At 30.0% G+C, this 20,660-nt stretch carries 19 protein-coding genes and 9 tRNA genes; 1 reads left to right on the top strand and 27 read right to left on the bottom strand.

Features of this window, described 5'->3' with window-relative positions:
• Window positions 1-30: 30 nt before the first annotated feature.
• From N1F73_RS00575 to N1F73_RS00695, 25 genes are all read right to left on the bottom strand, one after another.
• Complete coding sequence (locus N1F73_RS00575; RefSeq protein ID WP_260359420.1) at window positions 31-1,212, bottom strand: NADH-dependent flavin oxidoreductase; 1,182 nt, start codon at window positions 1,210-1,212, stop codon at window positions 31-33.
• Window positions 1,212-2,252: a lipoate--protein ligase gene (locus tag N1F73_RS00580; RefSeq protein WP_260359421.1), complete on the bottom strand. Its 1,041-nt coding sequence runs from the start codon at window positions 2,250-2,252 to the stop codon at window positions 1,212-1,214. The genes N1F73_RS00575 and N1F73_RS00580 overlap by 1 nt, the downstream gene beginning before the upstream one ends.
• Window positions 2,230-3,105, bottom strand: coding sequence for a deacetylase SIR2 (locus N1F73_RS00585; protein WP_259290239.1), 876 nt, complete (start codon window positions 3,103-3,105; stop codon window positions 2,230-2,232). Before N1F73_RS00585 ends, N1F73_RS00580 begins: the two co-directional genes overlap by 23 nt.
• Window positions 3,106-3,107: 2 nt before the next feature.
• Window positions 3,108-3,449 (bottom strand): glycine cleavage system protein H, encoded by a 342-nt coding sequence (locus N1F73_RS00590; protein ID WP_259290240.1) that lies wholly within the window; start codon window positions 3,447-3,449, stop codon window positions 3,108-3,110.
• Window positions 3,437-4,429: an MsnO8 family LLM class oxidoreductase gene (locus tag N1F73_RS00595; RefSeq protein ID WP_260359423.1), complete on the bottom strand. Its 993-nt coding sequence runs from the start codon at window positions 4,427-4,429 to the stop codon at window positions 3,437-3,439. Before N1F73_RS00595 ends, N1F73_RS00590 begins: the two co-directional genes overlap by 13 nt.
• 79 nt (window positions 4,430-4,508) lie before the next feature.
• Window positions 4,509-5,375 carry an FAD synthase gene (locus N1F73_RS00600; protein WP_260359424.1) on the bottom strand — a complete coding sequence of 289 codons (867 nt, stop codon included), beginning with the start codon at window positions 5,373-5,375 and terminating at the stop codon, window positions 4,509-4,511.
• A 14-nt stretch (window positions 5,376-5,389) separates the two neighbouring features.
• A complete protein-coding gene (locus tag N1F73_RS00605) occupies window positions 5,390-6,232 on the bottom strand; it encodes a YcsE-related riboflavin metabolism phosphatase (protein ID WP_260359425.1) in 843 nt (280 codons plus the stop codon).
• A 9-nt stretch (window positions 6,233-6,241) separates the two neighbouring features.
• Window positions 6,242-7,084: a tRNA pseudouridine(55) synthase TruB gene (truB, locus tag N1F73_RS00610; RefSeq protein WP_260359426.1), complete on the bottom strand. Its 843-nt coding sequence runs from the start codon at window positions 7,082-7,084 to the stop codon at window positions 6,242-6,244.
• Window positions 7,085-7,134: 50 nt separating this feature from the next.
• Window positions 7,135-9,771 carry a protein translocase subunit SecDF gene (gene secDF / locus N1F73_RS00615; protein WP_396888667.1) on the bottom strand — a complete coding sequence of 879 codons (2,637 nt, stop codon included), beginning with the start codon at window positions 9,769-9,771 and terminating at the stop codon, window positions 7,135-7,137.
• Between the two features lie 148 nt (window positions 9,772-9,919).
• The gene (gene ruvB / locus N1F73_RS00620) at window positions 9,920-10,876 is read right to left on the bottom strand and encodes a Holliday junction branch migration DNA helicase RuvB (RefSeq protein WP_260359428.1); all 957 of its coding nucleotides are present in this window, start codon (window positions 10,874-10,876) and stop codon (window positions 9,920-9,922) included.
• Window positions 10,851-11,459: a Holliday junction branch migration protein RuvA gene (gene ruvA / locus N1F73_RS00625; protein ID WP_259290247.1), complete on the bottom strand. Its 609-nt coding sequence runs from the start codon at window positions 11,457-11,459 to the stop codon at window positions 10,851-10,853. The genes ruvB and ruvA overlap by 26 nt, the downstream gene beginning before the upstream one ends.
• Before the next feature lie 342 nt (window positions 11,460-11,801).
• Window positions 11,802-11,886 (bottom strand) — tRNA-Leu (locus tag N1F73_RS00630).
• A gap of 4 nt (window positions 11,887-11,890) precedes the next feature.
• Window positions 11,891-11,966, bottom strand: a tRNA-Thr gene (locus N1F73_RS00635).
• A gap of 192 nt (window positions 11,967-12,158) precedes the next feature.
• Window positions 12,159-12,234: transfer RNA gene (locus tag N1F73_RS00640), tRNA-Val, on the bottom strand.
• Window positions 12,235-12,238: 4 nt separating this feature from the next.
• Window positions 12,239-12,314 (bottom strand) — tRNA-Glu (locus N1F73_RS00645).
• Between the two features lie 4 nt (window positions 12,315-12,318).
• A tRNA-Asn gene (locus N1F73_RS00650) sits at window positions 12,319-12,393 on the bottom strand.
• A gap of 118 nt (window positions 12,394-12,511) precedes the next feature.
• Window positions 12,512-12,585, bottom strand: a tRNA-Gly gene (locus tag N1F73_RS00655).
• Between the two features lie 134 nt (window positions 12,586-12,719).
• A tRNA-Arg gene (locus tag N1F73_RS00660) sits at window positions 12,720-12,796 on the bottom strand.
• Between the two features lie 3 nt (window positions 12,797-12,799).
• Window positions 12,800-12,873 (bottom strand) — tRNA-Cys (locus N1F73_RS00665).
• A 76-nt stretch (window positions 12,874-12,949) separates the two neighbouring features.
• A complete protein-coding gene (locus N1F73_RS00670) occupies window positions 12,950-13,939 on the bottom strand; it encodes an NAD(P)H-dependent glycerol-3-phosphate dehydrogenase (RefSeq protein ID WP_260359431.1) in 990 nt (329 codons plus the stop codon).
• 31 nt (window positions 13,940-13,970) lie between these two features.
• Complete coding sequence (locus tag N1F73_RS00675; protein ID WP_260359433.1) at window positions 13,971-14,357, bottom strand: hypothetical protein; 387 nt, start codon at window positions 14,355-14,357, stop codon at window positions 13,971-13,973.
• On the bottom strand, window positions 14,357-15,133 hold the full coding sequence (gene rsmA, locus N1F73_RS00680; protein WP_260359434.1) for a 16S rRNA (adenine(1518)-N(6)/adenine(1519)-N(6))-dimethyltransferase RsmA: 777 nt from the start codon (window positions 15,131-15,133) through the stop codon (window positions 14,357-14,359). Before rsmA ends, N1F73_RS00675 begins: the two co-directional genes overlap by 1 nt.
• The gene (locus tag N1F73_RS00685) at window positions 15,120-15,887 is read right to left on the bottom strand and encodes a TatD family hydrolase (RefSeq protein WP_260359435.1); all 768 of its coding nucleotides are present in this window, start codon (window positions 15,885-15,887) and stop codon (window positions 15,120-15,122) included. The genes rsmA and N1F73_RS00685 overlap by 14 nt, the downstream gene beginning before the upstream one ends.
• A 5-nt stretch (window positions 15,888-15,892) precedes the next feature.
• Complete coding sequence (gene mnmE / locus N1F73_RS00690) at window positions 15,893-17,230, bottom strand: tRNA uridine-5-carboxymethylaminomethyl(34) synthesis GTPase MnmE (protein ID WP_260359436.1); 1,338 nt, start codon at window positions 17,228-17,230, stop codon at window positions 15,893-15,895.
• An 80-nt stretch (window positions 17,231-17,310) separates the two neighbouring features.
• A tRNA-Gly gene (locus tag N1F73_RS00695) sits at window positions 17,311-17,384 on the bottom strand.
• Window positions 17,385-17,487: 103 nt separating this feature from the next.
• Here N1F73_RS00695 and N1F73_RS00700 point away from each other — a divergent pair.
• Window positions 17,488-19,497, top strand: a complete 2,010-nt coding sequence (locus N1F73_RS00700) for an MSCRAMM family adhesin SdrC (RefSeq protein ID WP_260359437.1) — start codon at window positions 17,488-17,490, stop codon at window positions 19,495-19,497.
• Between the two features lie 52 nt (window positions 19,498-19,549).
• On the opposite strand, the gene rplL is transcribed toward N1F73_RS00700, so the two are convergent.
• Entirely contained in the window at window positions 19,550-19,921 is a 372-nt protein-coding gene (gene rplL, locus N1F73_RS00705) for a 50S ribosomal protein L7/L12 (protein ID WP_259290254.1), read from the bottom strand.
• Window positions 19,922-19,957: 36 nt separating this feature from the next.
• On the bottom strand, window positions 19,958-20,461 hold the full coding sequence (gene rplJ, locus N1F73_RS00710; protein WP_260359438.1) for a 50S ribosomal protein L10: 504 nt from the start codon (window positions 20,459-20,461) through the stop codon (window positions 19,958-19,960).
• Window positions 20,462-20,660: the final 199 nt, after the last annotated feature.

Below are 20,660 nucleotides of genomic sequence, written 5' to 3' on the forward strand. Positions count from 1 at the left end.
AAAAACAACAAGTTTTAACTTGCTGTTTGATTATTTATTATTAGCATTTGTCTCAAGAATATTCAATGTTTCGCTCGGAATTGTTTCACAATAGCCAAACATATTGACAACGCCGGCAAATGAATTTTCTGGTATTGCCAATTGAGCTAACTGTTCTTTTTTAACAGTTAATTCAATCTTTTCAATCTCATTTTGCTCAATTTTTTGGACAAATTCAGGATCAGCTACAAACACTGAACTCAAACCAACTAAATCACTATATTTGAAAGCTTCAAGACATTTATCAGGAGTATTTATCCCGCCACTAGATATAACAGGAATACGACCATTAACATGTTCGTATATCACTTTATTAACTAATTCACCTTTGTGTTTTGATTCTGAACGAACTTTATTCAAATATATGTCGTGTCCTCAACTAGCAATTGCTAGGTAAGAAATTTTTCCTTTTTCAATTATAGAATCAATTAATTGGTTAAATTCATCTATTGTATAACCTAACTCGCCACCATATGTTTCTTCAGGAGTTGCTCTGAAACCGAAAATAAAATCTTTAGGTGCGTATTTGTCAATAACATCACGTATTGAACTCACTATTTCTAGCGCCAATCTTGAACGGTTTTCAAAATTTTCAGCCGAATAAATATCTTTACGTTTATTGACAATTTTACTGAAAAATGTTTGAATCAGTAGTCTTTGTGCCATTGAGATTTCAATACCATTGAAACCAGCTTTAATGGCACGTTTTGCGGCATCAGAATAAGCTTTAACCACGTTTTTAATTTGGTCAATACTCATTTCGTATACATCATGTTTAAAAGGTCAATTATTGTGTTCTTCTGAAGGTCCGTAGGTGTAGCCGAATTTTTTTAACGCAATTTTCGCAAATTTACCAGCGTGAGCTAATTGTAAAATAACTCTATTTTCTTTAGTTTTCATAGCGTTAGCTAATTGTGTTAATGATTCAATATCATCATCAGTTTTTGCACTATATCCGAATTCAAATAATTGTCCAAAATCATCAAAATACGCACCGCCAGTAACTTGAAGAGGTGCTGAATAAGCACGACGTTTAGCATAGGCAATTTCTTCTGGTGTCATTTTACCGTCAATAGTTGTTAAATTCAATGTCATTGGCGAAAGAACAAATCTATTTTTTAACTCAAAACCATTAATTGTCAGTGGTTTAAAAAGTTCAGTATATTTACTCATTATTCAACCTCATCTAAAATAATATCAACAATCTCATTAACGTTTAATTCATTGAAGAAATATGATTGAAAATCTGCTTTTTCAAACGCCTTCACCAATTCTTCACGAATCATTTTAACACCCAATAAATTATTCTCTAAAATTGAAAGATCTTTTTTAGTGAAAAAGTCACCTGAAATTTTAATTTTCTCAATTTTGCTTTTCTCAACATCTATTGAAAAATTCACAGTACCAATCGACAATCTTGCGTCCCGGTTATAAGAATAACGTGGGCTTAATCCAAATGTTCAATCTCAATTTTTGTATCTTGTATTTACTAAATTATCAATCTCAGATCAATCTTTTTCACTCAATTCATATCTTTTTACTTTAGATAAATCATCTGTATTAAATAATCTTTTTATAAAAATGTCTTTAAACTCAAAAATATCTAAGTTTTTAAATTCATCATCTAAATACTCGCTTAGTGCAGCGACTCTTTGTCTCACAGATTTGATGCCTTTTGACTCGATTTTTTTTCGGTTTGGATTCAAAATGTCAATCATTGCATCATAATCAACGTTATAAAGCAATGTGTTGCCGCCATAAATTACATCATTAACCAGCATCATTGCTGCTCCAGAAACTTTTCGCCCGTCAATAGTTAAATCATTTTTGCCAGTTTGGGTAACATTTTTTGCTCCCATATCTTTTAAAATTTTAATTGTTGGGTCGTAAAATTTTTGAAAGTTGCCAATGATTGACTCATTGTCTTTAAATGGTATAAGATAGCAAACATTGCATGAATTTGAATCAATATAAATAGCTCCGCCGCCTGTATTTCTACGGACTATGTCAATCTTTTTATCGTGTAGATATTTAAAATTAACTTCGACTTCAGGATTTTGAAAATATCCGATTTGTACGTGTGGATCAACGATACCAGGAAAAACAATTGTATCATCCAATTTTAGGTTATTCATTGCTCAAACTTGAATAGCTAATCAATAAGCACCATCTTTAATATATTTACCATTTCTAATTGGTTCTACTAGAATCATTTTGTTCCTTTACTAAGTAATCTATAACTTCTCTTATATCAGTGTTAACAACAATTGTTCGATCTTTTATTTCTTTAGGGATACGGTAACTACGATTATTCATTGCAATATATAAAGAATTTTTGTATTGTTGAGTCATATCTCAAAATGGATGTTTAATTAACATTGGTGTTGAATAACCAACACCAATTTCTCAAAATAATATTTTTTTGTTTTTGTGTTTATCAATGAAATCTAGATAACGTTTCTTTTCGGCAAAAAATTGTTCGTCTTCTACCATGCCTTTTTCTTTTAATCTTTTATTGACTTCTAAAAAATCACCACACATCGGACAGCGGGGAATAATATCTAAAGGAACCTTCATATTTTTTTGTTTAATAATCATCTCCTTTACCGCATCATCCATTGAGTATCTTTTATTGTGACACATTGATTTGCATTGCAATAAATTGTATTTACCTTGGATGTAGAATATTTTTTGATCGTCAAAATTCGCCGCTTCTAAAGCGTTGTCTGAATTAGTGGTGATAATAAAAAAGTTTTTGTTATCTAAAAATTTTTTTAAATTTATAAAACTGTGGCTAGCAGGCTGATTAAAGTAATTTAATTCCATAAATCTGCTGTGAAATGCTCAGTAATTTTGTATATCATCAAAATGATAAACACTCGCCTGCAACATGTCTAAAAATTTGAATTCTTCAATAAAATCACTGAAGTTTTGCTCAAATCTTGTACCAGTATAACCAATTCCGTCAGCACTTGTCATACCTGAACCAATACCTAAAACAATTGCATCTGCTTCGTTTATCAATTTTAGTAATTCACTATTATTTTTAATATCGTTATTTCACATAATTAAAAGTCTTCTAAAGCTTCAAAAACATCTTTTTCAATATCTGAAAGTTTCATGATTCAATTTAATTTATCATCTGCTGAGCTAATTAATTTTGGATCAGTTTTGGCAGCTTCGTTTCATTCAACAACCTTAGCATCTAGCGGCATTTTCAATGTTAAGACTGCTTTAGATGCTTCAAGTGATGCAAATTCATCATTTGCTTTTAATTCTGCTTTATCAGTGTTTTTGAATTGTAAAAATCCAATTGTACCGATATCATCTTGCATTTCAGGAGTCATTCTTAAGTAATATAAATTTGATTCTACTTTTTCAATAATTAGATATTTTGCTATTTTTTTCATCTTTTCTCCGTTTCTTTATAAAAATCTGCAACATATTTTAATGCTAATTTTCTATCTTGTTGTTTCGACATAGTTGGTAAAAGTAACAAGTGATTTGCATTAATTTTTTTGCAAAATTCATCTAGGCCTTTAACATCAGCAACTGAGTTAATTACAAATATATTTCTATAAAATCTTTGAAAATCAGTATCATTGACGTATTTTTCTTCGTTTAAATCAGCAAACTCAGGATAGTATTCGAATTCGTTTCAATTGTTAGAGCCTTTTCTAAAAGCGGCAAGAGTTTTTCTGTTTTGCTCGGCTTCAATTTCGTTAGAACCACTAACAACATTGACACAAACTCCGATATTAGTAGGCTTTGTTCCTCATTTTTTTTCGTAAGTTTTTATATATGCATCAATAACAATTTGAGAATATATTATTGATGGATTTAAGAATCAGCCGTAAATAATGTCAAATTTATTTTCAGCAGCAAAAATTGCACTTTGTTCTGAGGTAATTAACAATACAGGTGTAGTCGCTTTGTCATTTTTCGGATTTACTTTAATAGTTTCATTGTTTTTGTTATTGAGAAAATGGACTACTTTTTCAATCTTTTTATTGTAACTTTCACTATTTTGTGAGTTAAACAATGTTTGAACCTCGTTAGTGCCCGGATTGCTACCAAAACCAAAAATAAATCGGTTGGGGTTTAGGATATTCAATGTGCTAATTTGCTCAGCAATTGAATATGGCTGATAATTTTTTAACATTATTCCCCCACAACCGATTTTGATTTTGCTAGTGTGATTGGCCAAATGATTTAGAAGTATAAGTGGATAAGAAATAATCAATGCATTAACATTGTGTTGCTCACTAACTCAAAAAGAATCATAATTTAATTCTTCAGCGTATTTGCACAAATCAATAATTTCTTGATATGTTTTTTTATAGTTTTTTTCTTTGGTTAATAACCCATGTTCTAATACACCTAACTTCATAATATGAATTATAAACCTCACGGGAAAATATGAAAAAAAACACTATTTAATTATTTAAAAATAGTGTTTTTAGGAATATTTATTTCAATAAAAATGCAAAGTATTCTTTTGCTCGCTTAAAGTCATCATCATTGCTTTCTTGTTGCGAATTTATAAAGAAAGGACGTAGGAATGAATGAACAATTATTTGACACTCATGTTTAGATAATGATGTTCATTGAAAGTCTATCATTTCAATTTGACGCTTGTTATCATTTGTTATAAGTAGTAAAGCATAATATGATGTGTCTTCAATAATTATATTGACGCTATAGACTCCTGGACGCATAGGAACTAAATCTTGATCAAATTCAATATTTAGGACATCGCTTTGCTTATAAACTCGAGCATTAAAACCGTATTTGTAAAGGTTTAATAAATTCACTAAATCAATATCGCCAGCAATTAATGCCTCTTTTATAAATGAAGTAGAAACTTTTTGTTCATTATTCAATTTCATAATATCAATTGAATGAATTTTATTTTTAAATCTCGCTTTTAGAGTTTTAACATCGCCGCTACCATTAATTCCGTATTTAAAATCCGCTCCGATAACAATATCAAAATCGTCTTGTTTATCAATGATTAAATCTATAAAATCATCTGGACTTAATCCACGAATAAGCTTATAGTCTAATTTCAATGCGTGTTTAAACCCAAGATGAGCAAATGAATTCAATCTAAACATGTGGTCAGTAAATTTCTTGCCGGCATTTTTAGGCATTTGTTCAACATCGCTAAAATAAACAATAACTATATCACGAGGATTGCTTATGTCTGAATTAATTTCTTTTGCTTTTTCATACAATAAATTATGACCTGCATGAAATGACTCAAAAGAACCAATCATAAAGATTGGTTTATTGAGTTTAGGTAAATTTTTTAAGTTATATATATATAAAGACATAGATATATTATAAATTAATTAATTAGTTCTAATTCTTTTAATTTTAAATATGCACCATCAACTTTTACACTTTTAGCAATATCATTTGCTAATTTTTTCAATGATTCATCAGCTTCTTCCATAACAACACCTCAAGCAGCATTTGAAACCATTTCAACATCGTTTGAACTGTCTCCAAAAGCAATAACATTGTGTGTATTACTCAACTTTAAATGATTTGCTAATCAGTCAATAGTGTGTGATTTAGTAACACCTTTTGGGCAAATAAACAAACCACGATGTCATGTTGAATTAATTTCAACATCTAGATTATTTTCTTCAATAATTGCTCTAATCTCTTTAACGACAATGTCGGTTTCTTCTTGATTATTTGTTTGAATTGTGATTATATGTAAGTGTTCTTTGTCGATAGCTTCAAAGTCCATAGGACGCATTTTAGCGTGGTGTGGTCTCAAAAATCAAGTATCTAAGTTCATGCCAGGTGTGTGATAACATCAATCTAAATCAGTAATAGTTAGTCCCCTTGACTGAGGAATTGTTTTTAAAGCCTCGTAAATTATACGTAGATCATGCAATGATATTGTTCTTTCGTAAATTATTGTTTCTTTTTTAAGATCGTAAACAAACATACCATTAGCACCAATAAAATAGTCTAAGTCGGGTGTTTTATTCATTAATTCTCCGATGGTAATGAACTCTCTGGCGGTGGCCAAAACGCTGTAAATACCACTATTTTTTAATGCCTTAAACATTTTTGTCACATTATCGCTAAATTCTAGTTGTTCATATGGCAATAAAGTTCCATCAATATCAAATGCAGCCAATTTAATGTTAGCTTTTAGTTTGGTTTTAGTCATCTTAACTCCTTACAAACGATTACCGAAAAGTTTTTTTACTTTTAAATAATTGTTTTTGATTTCAACAATGCCTAGAGCCAATTTTGATTGCGATTTATTGTAAAGCACATATTCACCATCATTAGCAATATAAGTAATTATTTTTCCTTTACTTAAATTGTCTAATTGCTCTGAATTTACTTCCAATGAATCAATACTCAAAAAAGGAAGGATATTAATTATAGCAATATAATTTTGATTTGCTAAAATATTTTTCTCAAGACCACTAATTTCAACTCTTTCTAGTTCCGCCATAAATGAATAAGTATTGAAAGCTAAACCTAGATCATTTGCTAATGATCTAATATAGGTTCCATTGCTTACTCTTAATTTAACTTTTAACTGTTGTTTTGCAAAATCAAAGTCAATAAATTCAACATCGCTTACTTCAATTTTTTGTGGCTTTAATTCTACATCAATATTTTTGCGGGCTAAATCATAACTACGCACGCCATTGACTTTTTTAGCACTGAAAACCGGTGGAATTTGTGATGTTTGTTCTTTGAGTCATTGCAGAGCTTTTTCAATGTTTTTTTCAGTAAAAAGATTGCTTGATCTATTCGTTATTTCCCCCTCAGCATCATAGGTAGAAGTGGAGTTGCCAAATTGTATAGTAGTGATGTATGTTTTATGTTTATCTGCGACATAAGGCAGTAACTTTGTGTCTTCGTCAGTAGCAATTAACAACAAACCTGACGCTAGCGGGTCTAAAGTACCACTATGACCACATTTTTTTATTTTTAGTTCGTGTTGAAAATTTTTAATATGTTTAAACGATGATATACCTTTGGGTTTATTTAATAAAAAAAACATTTTTAGTCTCCTTAAAATAATAAATATCGCCGAAGCGATATTGAAAATAATTAAGCAATAAAGTCATTGATGCCCGGGAATGTTTGTTCATCGACACCTGGCAATACTCAATATTTATTTTTGAAACGTTTTTTAATTCCTGCTTGGCGTTTAATTTCAAGTATGTTTCAAATGTACATTGTAACGAACATTGAAGATGCTAAGCTAGAAAATGCTCCAAAAATTAATGTAATTGTGAATGAATAATCTATTGGATAAATGAATAAAGCAACAACACCAGCAATAAGTACAACTGCTAAGAACGAGTAAATACTACGTTTCATATTGCTGCGAACTGCTTTATTAGCCACTTCGTCTACACCTTCTTTTTCAACAAAATCAGTATGGAAACTCAATGACATTAATTCTTTAATTTTGCTAATAAGTACAATTTTATCGTTTATTGAAACAATTAGGATTGCAGCAAAAGCAACGATAGTTAATGTATTTAGTTCAATTCTTGTCAATGCAACAAAGGCAATACCTAAAATAATATCGAAAATCAATGCAACTAATACACCAAGTGCATAAGTTCATTTAAATCTAATTAAGACATAAATAAATATGATTCCTAAAGCTGCTAGAGTAGCGTAAAGAGTTTTTAGCACGAAATCAATTGCTGATTGTGAGTTAAAACCATACGAAAGAATATCGACACCAGCAATAGCTTGAACACCGTTTCTAATAGCACTAATTTGTTCTGGAGTAATTGATTGTGTTGTTTTAATCACAACACTATATGCACTATTTTGTGAGTCTAATGCACTTAGATTTATTACTTCATTGACATCATTAATACCTAAGCCCACAGCATTATTAATCAAGTAATTTTTAATCTGTGTTGCTTGCTCAATATTGATAGTTGTGTTTAAATCTTGTCTACCTTGAATTGTAATATTAGTTCCGCCTTGAAATTCCAGTGCGCGATTAAATCCACCAGCAACATTATGGTTAATGTAAGCAAATACACCAAAAACAATTGCGGCAATGAAAACAAAAATCAGGACAGCAATTAAATATCATTTTGAATAAGAAATAAAATCTAATTTAGCGAGTCTGCTTTGATTATTTAAGACTAATTTTTTAGTTCTAATACCTAGTAATTGTGGTTTTTTGGTAAATAATTGAGTATTCACGATCATACTTGCTACAAATCTAGTTAGCAATATAGTAGAGGTGGCAACACCAATAATTGAGAATACCAAACTTATGCTAAATGTTCTAATACCTTGTGCTCCAAAATAAAATAACATAAACGAAATTAGAATAATTACGATATTAGAATCGAAGAGAGTAGGAAGAGTTGAACGCATTGTTGTGGCTAGTGCCTTGTGCATTTTTTCTCCTCGGTATATCTCTTGTTTTAAACGAGAATAAGTAACAACAACTGAATTGAAGAAAATTAATAACCCAATCATAATTGATGCAAGAGATATCGGTGAGTATTCACCCCGAAGAGCTGTAAACATCAACATTGTGATAAATATGTATAGCGACATTGAGATTGTACTTAAAGCACCTAATAGGCCGTAATTAACTATCAACACAACTGCTATTAGAACAAAAATTACTCCAATGGCTATTAATGATAACATGTATGCATTATTGGTTTCGGCCGGACTAATGAAATTACTTGAAACAACTTTTAGGTTGTATTTAGCAATACCAAAATTAATATTTTCGGCAAGTTTTTTTGATGATGAATCAGAAAGTCTTTCACCTCTAGCACTCGAAGGTATACTGAAACTATCGCCTCTAAGTGGTGAACTAACACCGACTTTATTGATTAAATAATTATCAGCGTTTATCGAATATGTTTTTAAAACTCCTGGTTTCTCATTTTGACCGGGGTTTTCATTAACATAAACAAAATTATATGGATTCTTATTTGCTTTTATTCATTCACTAGAAAATTCACTACGTGCAATATTTATTAAATCGTCAATATTTAATCATGTTAACAATAAATTTTGACCTGGTTGTTTTTCCGAAAGGTAACGAGTAGCTTTAGTTCATTCAATTTCAGAGCTTTTATTGCTTAGTGTAACATCAACAACAAAATTATTATTGTTGCCGAACGAATTAAAGTTTTGACGTGCTCCTTTAATTGGTGGAACGAATGATTTTAGTATTTCTTCATTATTAACGACATCATCTCAAACAATTTTGTTACTATCATTTGGCTCAACAAACACTCCATTTCTGAAAAGTGGTTGGCCTGAAACATCAGTAAAAATTAATGTAGATTTAGTTGTTAGAAGATTTTCAAAAGTTTGACGTTCCTTTACACTCAAATCACCGGTTTTCGATATTTTAAGTTTGTCATCACTCTCTACATCGACTCTAACATCGTTAAAGCTATTACTATCGCCAATTCTATTTTCGATTGAACGTGCAACCTCGCTAGCAGGGGTTTTTGAATCACCTTCATTTTCAATTGAAACTAAGAACTCTTGACCACCACCATACTTAATAGATTTTTTAACATTTTTCGAAGTATATAGAGTTGTTCCGAGTGCAACTGTTGTAACTGAAGCAGTCACAATGAAAAAAGAAAGAAATCACCTTTTTCAATTGTTAAGGGTGAAAATTTTTTTTCAATTAGTAGCAGAAAATATATTTTTAAAAAATTGCACTATTTTTTTCATAATTATTTAAATTATATATTAAGTATTAATTTTAAATAATTAATAATTCAATTTCAATAAACTAAGATATTTAACACTATTTTTCAATAAAATTACTGAAAAAAGACTGAATAAATAAAGAAAAGACGTTTTTTCTTTGAAAAACGTCTTAATAATATCTATAATTTTTAACTAAATATTCGACACCTTCTTTGGTAATTTTTCTCCCACGTGGACTTTTCTCTATTAAGTGATAGTAAAGCAATAACGGCTCAATATCATATATGATGTTGTCACGTTGAAAATTCAATATTCCAATAAGAGAGTCCAAAGATGCACTTTTCTCATCGAAAGTATCGTTCAATAATTTTAAGTATTCTAGGTGTTCTCTACCTAAACCAAATTCATATAATTCAAGATATTTAAAAGTCTCATTCACGGTTCTAACACTAACTTGATTTTCATTGTTTTTAATTGAAAAATCAATAACTCTTTTCAATAAATGTATTGCGACACGTGGAGTTGCCTTTGAGTGTTTTGATATCAATTCAAGAACATTTTTTTCGGCACGAACTCCTGTGGAGTGATAAACATTTTGAATGATCTTCAATATATCATTGACACTATAAGGATTTAACCTTCCTTGAAAACCAAAGCGATCTTTTAAAGGTTGAGAGAGTAAATTTATTTTAGTTGTTGCTCCTACTAGCGTAAAAGGTTTTAAATTCATTCTCATAACTTTAGAATCACCTTCAGGCCCAATTATAATATCTATTTTGAAATCTTCCATTGCTGAATAAATTAACTCTTCAACATTTTTATTGATACTATGAATTTCATCAATAAATATTATATCCCCTTCGTTCGCCTGGGCAAAAACACTTAAAATATCCGCTTTCTTTTCAAGCAAGGAACCTTGAAGATAATGAATCTTAACTTGCATTTCCTCAGCTAAAATACCTGCCAATGTAGTTTTTCCCGTCCCTGGCGGGCCGTAAAAAAGTATATGATCTAATATTTCTTTGCGAAATTTTGAACCGCTAATCATCGTTTTTAATGTAGTTATTAATTTTTCCTGACCAACGAAATTCGCAAATTTTTTAGGTCGCAAGATTTGGTTTTTCATTTTTTAATTCTTTTCCGGTCATAACAAACATAGCCTGTTGAATAATTTCTTCGACATCGCTAGATTGCGGAATTTCATTAAGTGCTGAATCAATTTCATTTGTCTTAAATCCTAATGTTTTTAATGTATCCCGAGCTTGTTCAAATATGTTTGATTTGTACAAATCTTGAGATGCTTTTTTAGGATTAATCATTTTTGCTCATTTTTCACTTAATTCTGCAATTGCTAGTCTGGCAACTTTAGGATTTAAATACGGTGTTTTTAATAAACCGTCAAAATCAGCTATTGAAAGCATGCTTGCAATTTTTTCTCAACCTTGATTTAGCATATTAAATGCAACTTTAGGCCCTACTCCGCTTAAAGAAATTAAATCAATAAATAATAATCTCTCTTTGAAATCCTTAAATGCGTATGTCGCTTGATAATAATCATTTTTAACATCAAAAAGATACAATTTTAATTTAGTTTTAGCGTTAACTCTTTGATGGTCTGGCATTATCAAGCTGTATCCAACACCGCCAGATTCAAAAATTAGGTTTGAATTATTTTTATAAATAACTTCACCTATTCTATATAGAATCATTTTTTCTCCTTATTTAAATTTGTAGTATTTTGAAATATTTTTTAGCGAAACTATAAATAAGTCTAGCTGTAACAAAAAAGACATAATTTTTTTATCCATATTCTCCCTTTCTTTTTTCTTACACTTTAATGCTAATGGATTAAAATTGCTTTTTTTAATAACTTTTTACTTTGTTGAATTTTGTGAATAAGTTTGATTTTTATCTCAAAAACTACCTGTATTGTTCATTTATTACCTAATTATTGATTTTTTAGCAATATTTTTATTGTGGAAAAGATCCGGTATTTAAAAAAAGTAAAATAAAAAACTGCCAATTAAGCAGCTTTGGTGTATTTAAACAAATGGTGCGCAAGGAGGGACTCGAACCCTCACGCCGCAAAGCACTAGAGCCTAAATCTAGCGTGTCTGCCAATTTCACCACTCGCGCATAATGGTGCCGGCTATAGGACTCGAACCTACGACCTACTGATTACAAGTCAGTTGCTCTACCAACTGAGCTAAGCCGGCATATATAATTGCTTGATAATTATATAATAAAAATTTAATTTTTTAAAAAAATAATTTAATTTTTTATTAATAATTTTTTGTTAGTTTTTCTAATTACAAATTTGACTATTTTTGATTAATTTAAAATGTCTACCATTGGATTGTTAGGAAAAAATAAAAACTAGCCAGGCTAGTTCGATGTAGTTAAACAAATGGTGGAGAATAAGGGGCTCGAACCCATGACCTACGCCTTGTAAGGGCGCCGCTCTCCCAACTGAGCTAATTCTCCAAAATGGCAGTCTGTACGGGGATCGAACCCGTGAATGCATGGATGAAAACCATGTGTGTTAACCGCTTCACCAACAGACCATAATGGCGCCGATTGCGGGGATCGAACCTGCGACCAACTGGTTAACAGCCAGCTGCTCTACCGCTGAGCTAAATCGGCATTGCGAAATATGCTCCATTATTATATAATGATTTATAAAATAAAGAAATATTTTTTATTTTATTTTTTCATATTTCGCTTTTTTTAAATAGGTATAACCTACTCGGTGATTTACAAATGGAGGAAACGAGGGGAATCGAACCCCCATTACTAGCATGGCAAGCTAGAATTTTGCCATTAAATTACGTTTCCATTTGCAATAAAATAATATTACATTTTTTAAAAAATCAAAATATTTTTTTATTTTTTTATCTTCTATATTTAATATTTGTTTTTAAAAAAGAAAATAAAAAAAATCCTAACGGATTTTGGTGCTTTTAAACAAATGGCGCGCCCGGCAGGAGTCGAACCCACAACCCCTTGGGCCGTAACCAAGTACTCTGTCCAGTTGAGCTACGGGCGCATATGGAGGCACCAACCGGATTCGAACCGGCGATCAAAGTTTTGCAGACTAATGCCTTACCGCTTGGCTATGGTGCCGCAAGCGAAAACATTATACAACATTATTTGATTAGTGCTAATTAATTATACATATTTTATGATTTTTGATAAATAATTATTTTCAATAAAAATCTAATAATTTATCTTTATTTTTATTATTTAATAAAACATCAATAATACTTTTTAAAAAAGGTATGTCTAAGTCGGCTAACAATACCTGCATATTATTTAATATAACGGCTGTATTATAACCTTCGACAGTTTTCTTATTTAATTTTAATGATTCAGAAACACCGTGTTCACCGACAATTAGGCCAAAACTGTAATTTCTGCTCGTGGTGTTTAAACAAGTTAAGACAATATCGCCAACGGCAGCTAATTCATAACCGGTAGTGTCTTTAGTTTGGGGGAACATTTTTTTAGCAACGGAATGAATTTCCATTAAACCTTGCGAAATTAATGCTGGAGCTAGATTTTTAGGAGCATGCATATAAGAAGCAATACCTATACCAATTGCTAAGACATTTTTTAGGGCTGAAAATACTTCACTTCCCTGTTCATCGGTATTAATTTTCAATTTAAAGGTGTCGTTATTGAATAATTTTTCGATTTCACGTAAAAAATCAATGTTAGTACCAACGACATTAATCATTGTTAAATGATTCTGAAAAACCTCAGTAGCAAATGATGGTCCTATTAAAGATGCAACATTGTTTAAATTATTGCCAAATTCATCCCTAATTAAATTGGAAATAAATTTTTTAGAATTAAAATCAATCCCCTTTGAAACATTAATAACATCCACTTTGCGATCACCCAATATTTGCTTAATTTTTAAAACAACCGTTGCAATAGCTGGAGTAGGAATAGCTAAAATAATCAAGTCACTATCTTTTAAAGCATAGTTTAAATCATCGGTTGCTATTATATTTTGTGGATTATTGAACTTAAGATTGCCAAAATATTTTGTATTGAAACCACGGTTAATGTCTTCTATTTCCGAATTATCAATACCTCACATTATAAATTTGTGATTATTTTTGCTCAAAACAGTGGCTAAACCAGAAGCCCATGCGCCTGTCCCAATAAAAGTAATTTTTCTCATTCGCCCCCCTTATTTGATAATTTTAAACTATTTAATTAATTTTTTTATTATATGTTCAGTCGAATTTAAATATTTTGTAGATTTTATAAGCCTTTATTGCTGCCGTTTTGTCGTCTTTTTTAATTAATTTAATGGTTTTGATAAAAGCGATCAAAGCGAACAAGAGTGTAAATGAATAAATGTAAACAGCAACTAATGCTATGGTTATCGTTGCTAAGATTGAAATATTAACGGTTTTCGAATAACCAAAAGAATTAATAAAAAAATATATCGCTGCAACACCAATAAATAGGAGCAATGAAACTAGAAATCAAAACTCAACCATTTTCTTTTTGGCTTTAATTTCTCCATCAACAATTTCAGGAGTTTCTTTTGTTTTTTTAACCTCATCGGCAAAGTCAAATTCTAATAACGTCATTATTTCTCCAATTCTCTGTAAAGTTTGACGATTTCTTCAACACTCAACTCTTGAATACGTGTCAATTCTTTTAATCCCAAAATTTTGTATACAGCATTAATTTTGTCAATTGAATATTTAGTTTTTAGTGATCAAGATAACTTTTTGCGACGTGAATAAAAACATAATTTAAAAAAATTCATTAAATCATTAAAATCGCTGTCAATATTTTGTTTAAATTTGATTGAAATTATTGAAGAATCAACCTTTGGCACAGGTGTGAATAATTGTTTATCAACAAATAATTCTTTTTTTACGTCGGCAATATATTGCAATGTTACAGACAATTTTGAATATTGAGGAGTATTAATTTTTGCAACGATTCTTTCTGCAACTTCGTCTTGCACCATTAATACCGCTCTATTAAATAAATGTCTATTTTCAATAATCTTAAAAATTATTTCACTCGTGATGTAATAAGGTATATTCCCAACAACCTCGAAGTTGTTGAATTTTTCGAGATTAGCTTGTAAAAAGTCGCCTTTTACAATTTGGTCATCTTTAACAATATTTTTTGTAGTTAAAAAACTAATCATGTCTTCGTCGATTTCGAATGTGACAAGTTCATTTGCTTGTTTAACTAAATGTTGGGTTAAAGCTCCCATACCGGGACCTATCTCAATAATTTTTTTATCTTGTGGATCAATAATTTCAATGATTTTGTCAATGATTTTATTGTCATTTAAGAAATTTTGACCATATTTCTTTTTTGCATTGATTTGCTTATTTTTTTGCATTTATATTAAATAACTCCTTGGCGTTTCGATAAACTTGCTTTACAAATTTTTCTGGTGGCATTTTTTTGATACCAGCGATAAATGTAGCTATATAAACTACGTTTTCTGATACATTTTGTTCTCCTCTTTTGTGAGCAGGAGAAAGATATGGCGCATCAGTTTCAGTCAATATTCTTTCAACTGGCAATCAATCAATAACTTCAATTAAATTAGTTGAAGATTTGTATGTTGCAGTGCCTGAAAAACTAAAATAAGTGTTTAGTTGAGCGAATTTTTTTGCTCAAAATAAATCTCCGCTATAAGTGTGAATCATAAATTTCACATCTTTATATTGTGAAAGAACATCGTACAATATTTCGTATGAATCACGCATGTGAATGACTACTGGTAGTGAATACTTTTGGGCAATCTGAATTTGAGAGTGAAGCGATTCGATTTGAACTTGAGGCGAAACACTTTCTCAGTGAAAATCTAGACCGATTTCACCTATTGCTTTAATGCTTGAATCAATTTGTTTTTCAACCAACTCGCCATCAATTTTGCCCTTTGCATTATTGGGATGTACGCCAATAACTGGATAAGTAAAGGGGTATTTTTGACAAATATTTTTCACTTCTTCATTTTCAGCAATCGAACAACCAGTAACCATCATAATTGAAACGCCATTTTGGTGCGCATTATCAATAATTTGGTCTGTATTGGGGTAATATTCCTTTAAAGGATGCGTGTGAGCATCCACGAATTTCATAGCCATATTTCCTACTTTCCAAGACAAAAGTTTTTAAACATATCATCTAATAATTGTTCATTATCTGCTCTACCTGTTATATCAACCAAATTTCTTCAAGCCTCTGTTATATCAATAATTACTAAATCAGAATAAACACCATTATTGAGTGCATTTATTGCATTTTGTATTGAAATATTAGCTTTTTTTATTAATGATAACTGACGGGCATTACTTACAAATTCTTCATTATCAAGCTCAATGTTTTTAAATTTTTCTACTAGTGCTTTTTGTAACTCTTCTATACTGCCATTTTGTGCACTAATACTTAGTGAGTTGGCCGGGGCTGGTAGAACATCATTTTTATTTCATAAGGTTATGATATTTTTATTGAATTGAGTAGCAATTTCAATAACACGATTATCAAATTCATCATTTTGTTGAGTTGTATCCAAAACATGAATGACAATATCAGCTTTTTTTATTTGGTCAAAACTTTTTTCGATACCAATTTTTTCTGCTTTTGTTGTTGTTTCTCTAATTCCGGCAGTATCAATAAGTTTAAACAGAAAACCTTCATATTGTCAGGTTGCTTCAACTAAGTCACGGGTCGTACCTGCTTCATCAGTAACAATGGCTTTTTCTTCATCTAACAAGCGGTTTAATATCGAACTTTTACCGACATTGGGCTTACCGATTATAGCAACTTTGATACCATCAAAAAGCAATCGTGAATTTTCACTTTGTTTGACTAATTTACTCATTTTTGAGTCAATTTGGATTAATTCGCTCAATAAACCTTTATCTAAAATTTTCTCAACATCATCATACTCAGGATAATCAATATTGACTTCAATACGACCAATCAAATTCATTAATCAATCACGCAAATTATCAATCATTTTAGAAGTCTTACCGTCAAATTTCTTTACAGCAATTTCCGTTTGAATTAAAGATTGTGCGTGTATTAAATCATTAATAGCTTCCGCTTTAACTAGGTCCATTTTACCGTTTAAAAATGCACGACGGCTAAATTCGCCTGGCGTAGCCAGTCTAGCACCATTTTGTAAAATTAACTCAAGAATACGATTCGAAATTACAACACCACCATGGCAATTAATTTCAACAGTATCTTCGCCTGTAAAAGTATTTTTACCAATAAATCACATAACCAAAACTTCATCAATTACTTTGTTATCATTAAAGTTATCGACAATGTATCCATAAGTAATACGGTGATTTGAACCGACTTTGCCATTAAATATTTTTTTAACAATATTGACGCTGTCTTGACCGCTCACTCTAATAATTGATATTGCTTGGTTAATTTTGCCACCAGATGAGATAGCTGCTATAGTATCATTAATCATATTATTTATTTTACCTTAATATTCTTTCCTACAAATTAATATAAAAAAGCAGTTTCCTGCTTTTGGCGTATTTAAACAAATGGAGGGGATGACGGGAATCGAACCCGCATAATCAGCTTGGAAGGCTGGAGTTCTACCATTGAACTACATCCCCATTTATTAATTGCTTTATAATGATAATACATTCTGATATTTTTCAAAGAAAAAAAATATTTTTTGTTATTTTATTTAATTACATCGATATTATAATTAGGTTTATGAAAATTATCAATCTTGTTAATGGTGCCATGCAGATTGTTCTTAGTGCGGCACCGCAAAATTATTCAGTCAATGAATTTAATAAAATTAAGGACGAAATAATTCGAATTTTTAATCAAAAAATAGGCATCAATTCCCAAATCGAAGATAAATTAAACTCAATAAAATATAGTTCAAATAAAAACGATGATATCATGGCGTTGACTTTACAAGTTAAATATGAACTTGAAGATAGATTTCAAGATATCTATTTTGAGCAAAATGATATTCGCATCAGTGAAGAACAAAGAAAAAATGTCAATGTCTTAATTCAACAAATTACGATAATGCCTACTAGTAATTTAGGTCAAAAAATTCAATACATTTTAAATTATTTAGGCGATGAGTGGATAGGCAATAAGCAAAATTACACTTATGAAGAATTAAACAAATCATTAGCACGTACAAAATATGTTATAGCAAGAGAAAATCGTCACAAATTTGATGCATATATCGAAAGAATTTATAAAGTTTTTAGCGGATTTTATGTCGATGAATTTTCCAGTGGTGATATTGATTGATATTTAAATTCAACAGATGAATTGAATAACAATCAAATAAAAAACATCTATTTATCTAAAGTAATTTTGCCAAAATTTGAACTACTACATGAAAATAAACAATTAAAAATCGATGAACAAACAAAAGCAACAATATTGAGTAAAATTGATCTTGATAATATTAACTCGTTGCAAGTGGCTATTAATGAATTTGCCAAAATTTATCACAACGAATTTATTGACTATGACAACACACGAAATTATACCTTCAATGAAGTTTGAAAAACGAATATACCGTTTGTGTATTTAAACAACAATTCAAATGACTCATTTTTAAGCAATGATCTACTGAACAAAATTAAAAATATGTATATCAATGAATATAATAGTTTCTCTAATTCGCCAATAGATATTTCAAAAATTGAACATTGGAACGAACCTTTCGATCAAAACAACATTAAAAAAACAGAATCAGAAAAAAGAATAATGTTCAATATTACAAAGCCATTAATTGAACATTTTAAAAATGATGTTCTAACGAAAATTCGCAATAAATATTCTTTAACTAATGAAGAAATGACAGAATTTTATTCTATGTATTCATTGCCCGAAGGCGACAAAATCGACAGGGAAAATTTAATATTAGTTTATGACATTAACAAAGCCAGTCAAATTAAAACTCACACAACTTTTCCGATCGTGTCGATTCTAAATTTTAAAAAAATTACACAAAATATATTCAATACAATTGGCAACAAATATATTAATAAACAAAATTATGATCACGATAGTTTGAATTGATATCAATACACAATTGATGATTTGTTAGATAATGAATCTATAGATAATGAAGATAAAAATAAAAATTCAAACACAGATAATTATATAAATTCACAGAATACTAATACACAAAATAATCAAGAAAGTGATAATCAAAATAGCCAAAACAACAACGGTGATAGTGATAAAAAAAATATAGACAATGATAGCAGTACCATAAAAAATGATGAGTCTAGTGATTCAACCGGTCCCATTGCACCAGATGATAACAACAATTCATCACAGGATAATACTGAGGATTCAACAGGAGAAAACACACAAGATAATCATAATCCCGATTTTAGCGAAGCTGGAAATTCTACTGATAATTCAACACAAGCAGATAACAAAGATGATGCCAATTCAAATTCAGGCAATGATGATAATTCAACGTATTCAGATATCAATGATGATACCAATTCAAATTCAACTAATATTGATAACTCTACTGATGTTTCAATTCAAAACGGTATAAACAACCATGAGTCTAATAATAGCGATGAAAATCAAAAAAATGTGAACAATATTAATTCAAAAAATAAGATCGCTTCTAATTCTAAAATTTATATTGTTATAGGTGTTATTTCCTTTCTAATAATTTCATTTACTACAGGTTTGCTTACTTTCTTTAAATATAAAAAGAAAAAATAATTAAAAAATATCAAGATTTTTCTTGATATTTTTTAATTAATAAGTTATTTAATTATTTAAATTCTACTGTAGCACCAGCTTCAACAAGTTTAGCTTTTAATTCTTCAGCTTCGTTCATTGAAACATTTTCTTTAACTACTGCTGGAAGTGCTGAAACTAATTTGTTAGCATCCATTAATGCTAATCCTAAAAGTTCTTTAACTACTTTAACGATTGGTAATTTTTTACCGTTGTCTGAAGTAATAACAACATTAACTGATGATTTTTCTTCAGCAGCATCACCTGCAGCAGGTGCAGCAGCAACAGCAACAGCTGAAGGGTCAATTCCGAACTCTTCTTTCATTGCTTCTACTAATTCCATAACTTCTTTAATTGTCATTTCTTTTAAAGCAGAAATGAATGTTTCTTTTTCTAATTTAGCCATTATAATTTTCCTTTCAAAATAATTGTATTTAGTTTATTATTCGCTTTCTTTTTCAGTATATAGTTTTAAAGAAAGAGATAGTTGTTGTAAAGGTGAGATAAGTGAACGAGCAAGTATGCCAAGTGCTTCTTCGTAATTTGGCAATGTAGCAACTTCAGCAACTCCTTTAGCGTCGATAACTTTACCTTCAAAAATACCAGCTTTAAGTACTAATAATTTATTTGTTTTAGCAAATTTACTTAAAACTTTAGCGGCCGATAATTCGTCTTCATTACTGAAAGCGTAAATGTTAGGACCAATTAAGTGGTCTGCTAATTCAACATATCCAGCAGTTTCAAGAGCGTATTTAACAATACGGTTTTTGTAAACTTTTAATTCAACACCAGCGTTTTTAGCTTCAACACGCAATTGTGTTAATTCTTGAACTGTTAATCCACGGTATTCAGCAACAATTAATGATTTAGCATCTGTAATTTTTTGAGAAATTTCTTTTGCTAATTCTTTTTTCATCAATTTAAATTTTGATTCTTTTGCATTCATGGAGTTTTCTCCTTTCTTTTATTATTATGCAATACTATTATTAAGAGACAAGATTGAATATACATTCGGTAACAAATTAAGATAAAACAGTTACTGTCTTTATGTATTGCTTAGCAATTATATACATTTTTTTATTTATTAATAATAAAATATTAAAATATTAAATGACCCAGCAAAAATAAATTTTGGTAATTGATAA

Origin of the sequence: Mycoplasma sp. HS2188 (assembly GCF_025209835.1) — a bacterium.
Classification (GTDB): Bacteria; Bacillota_I; Bacilli_A; order Mycoplasmatales; family Metamycoplasmataceae; genus Mycoplasmopsis.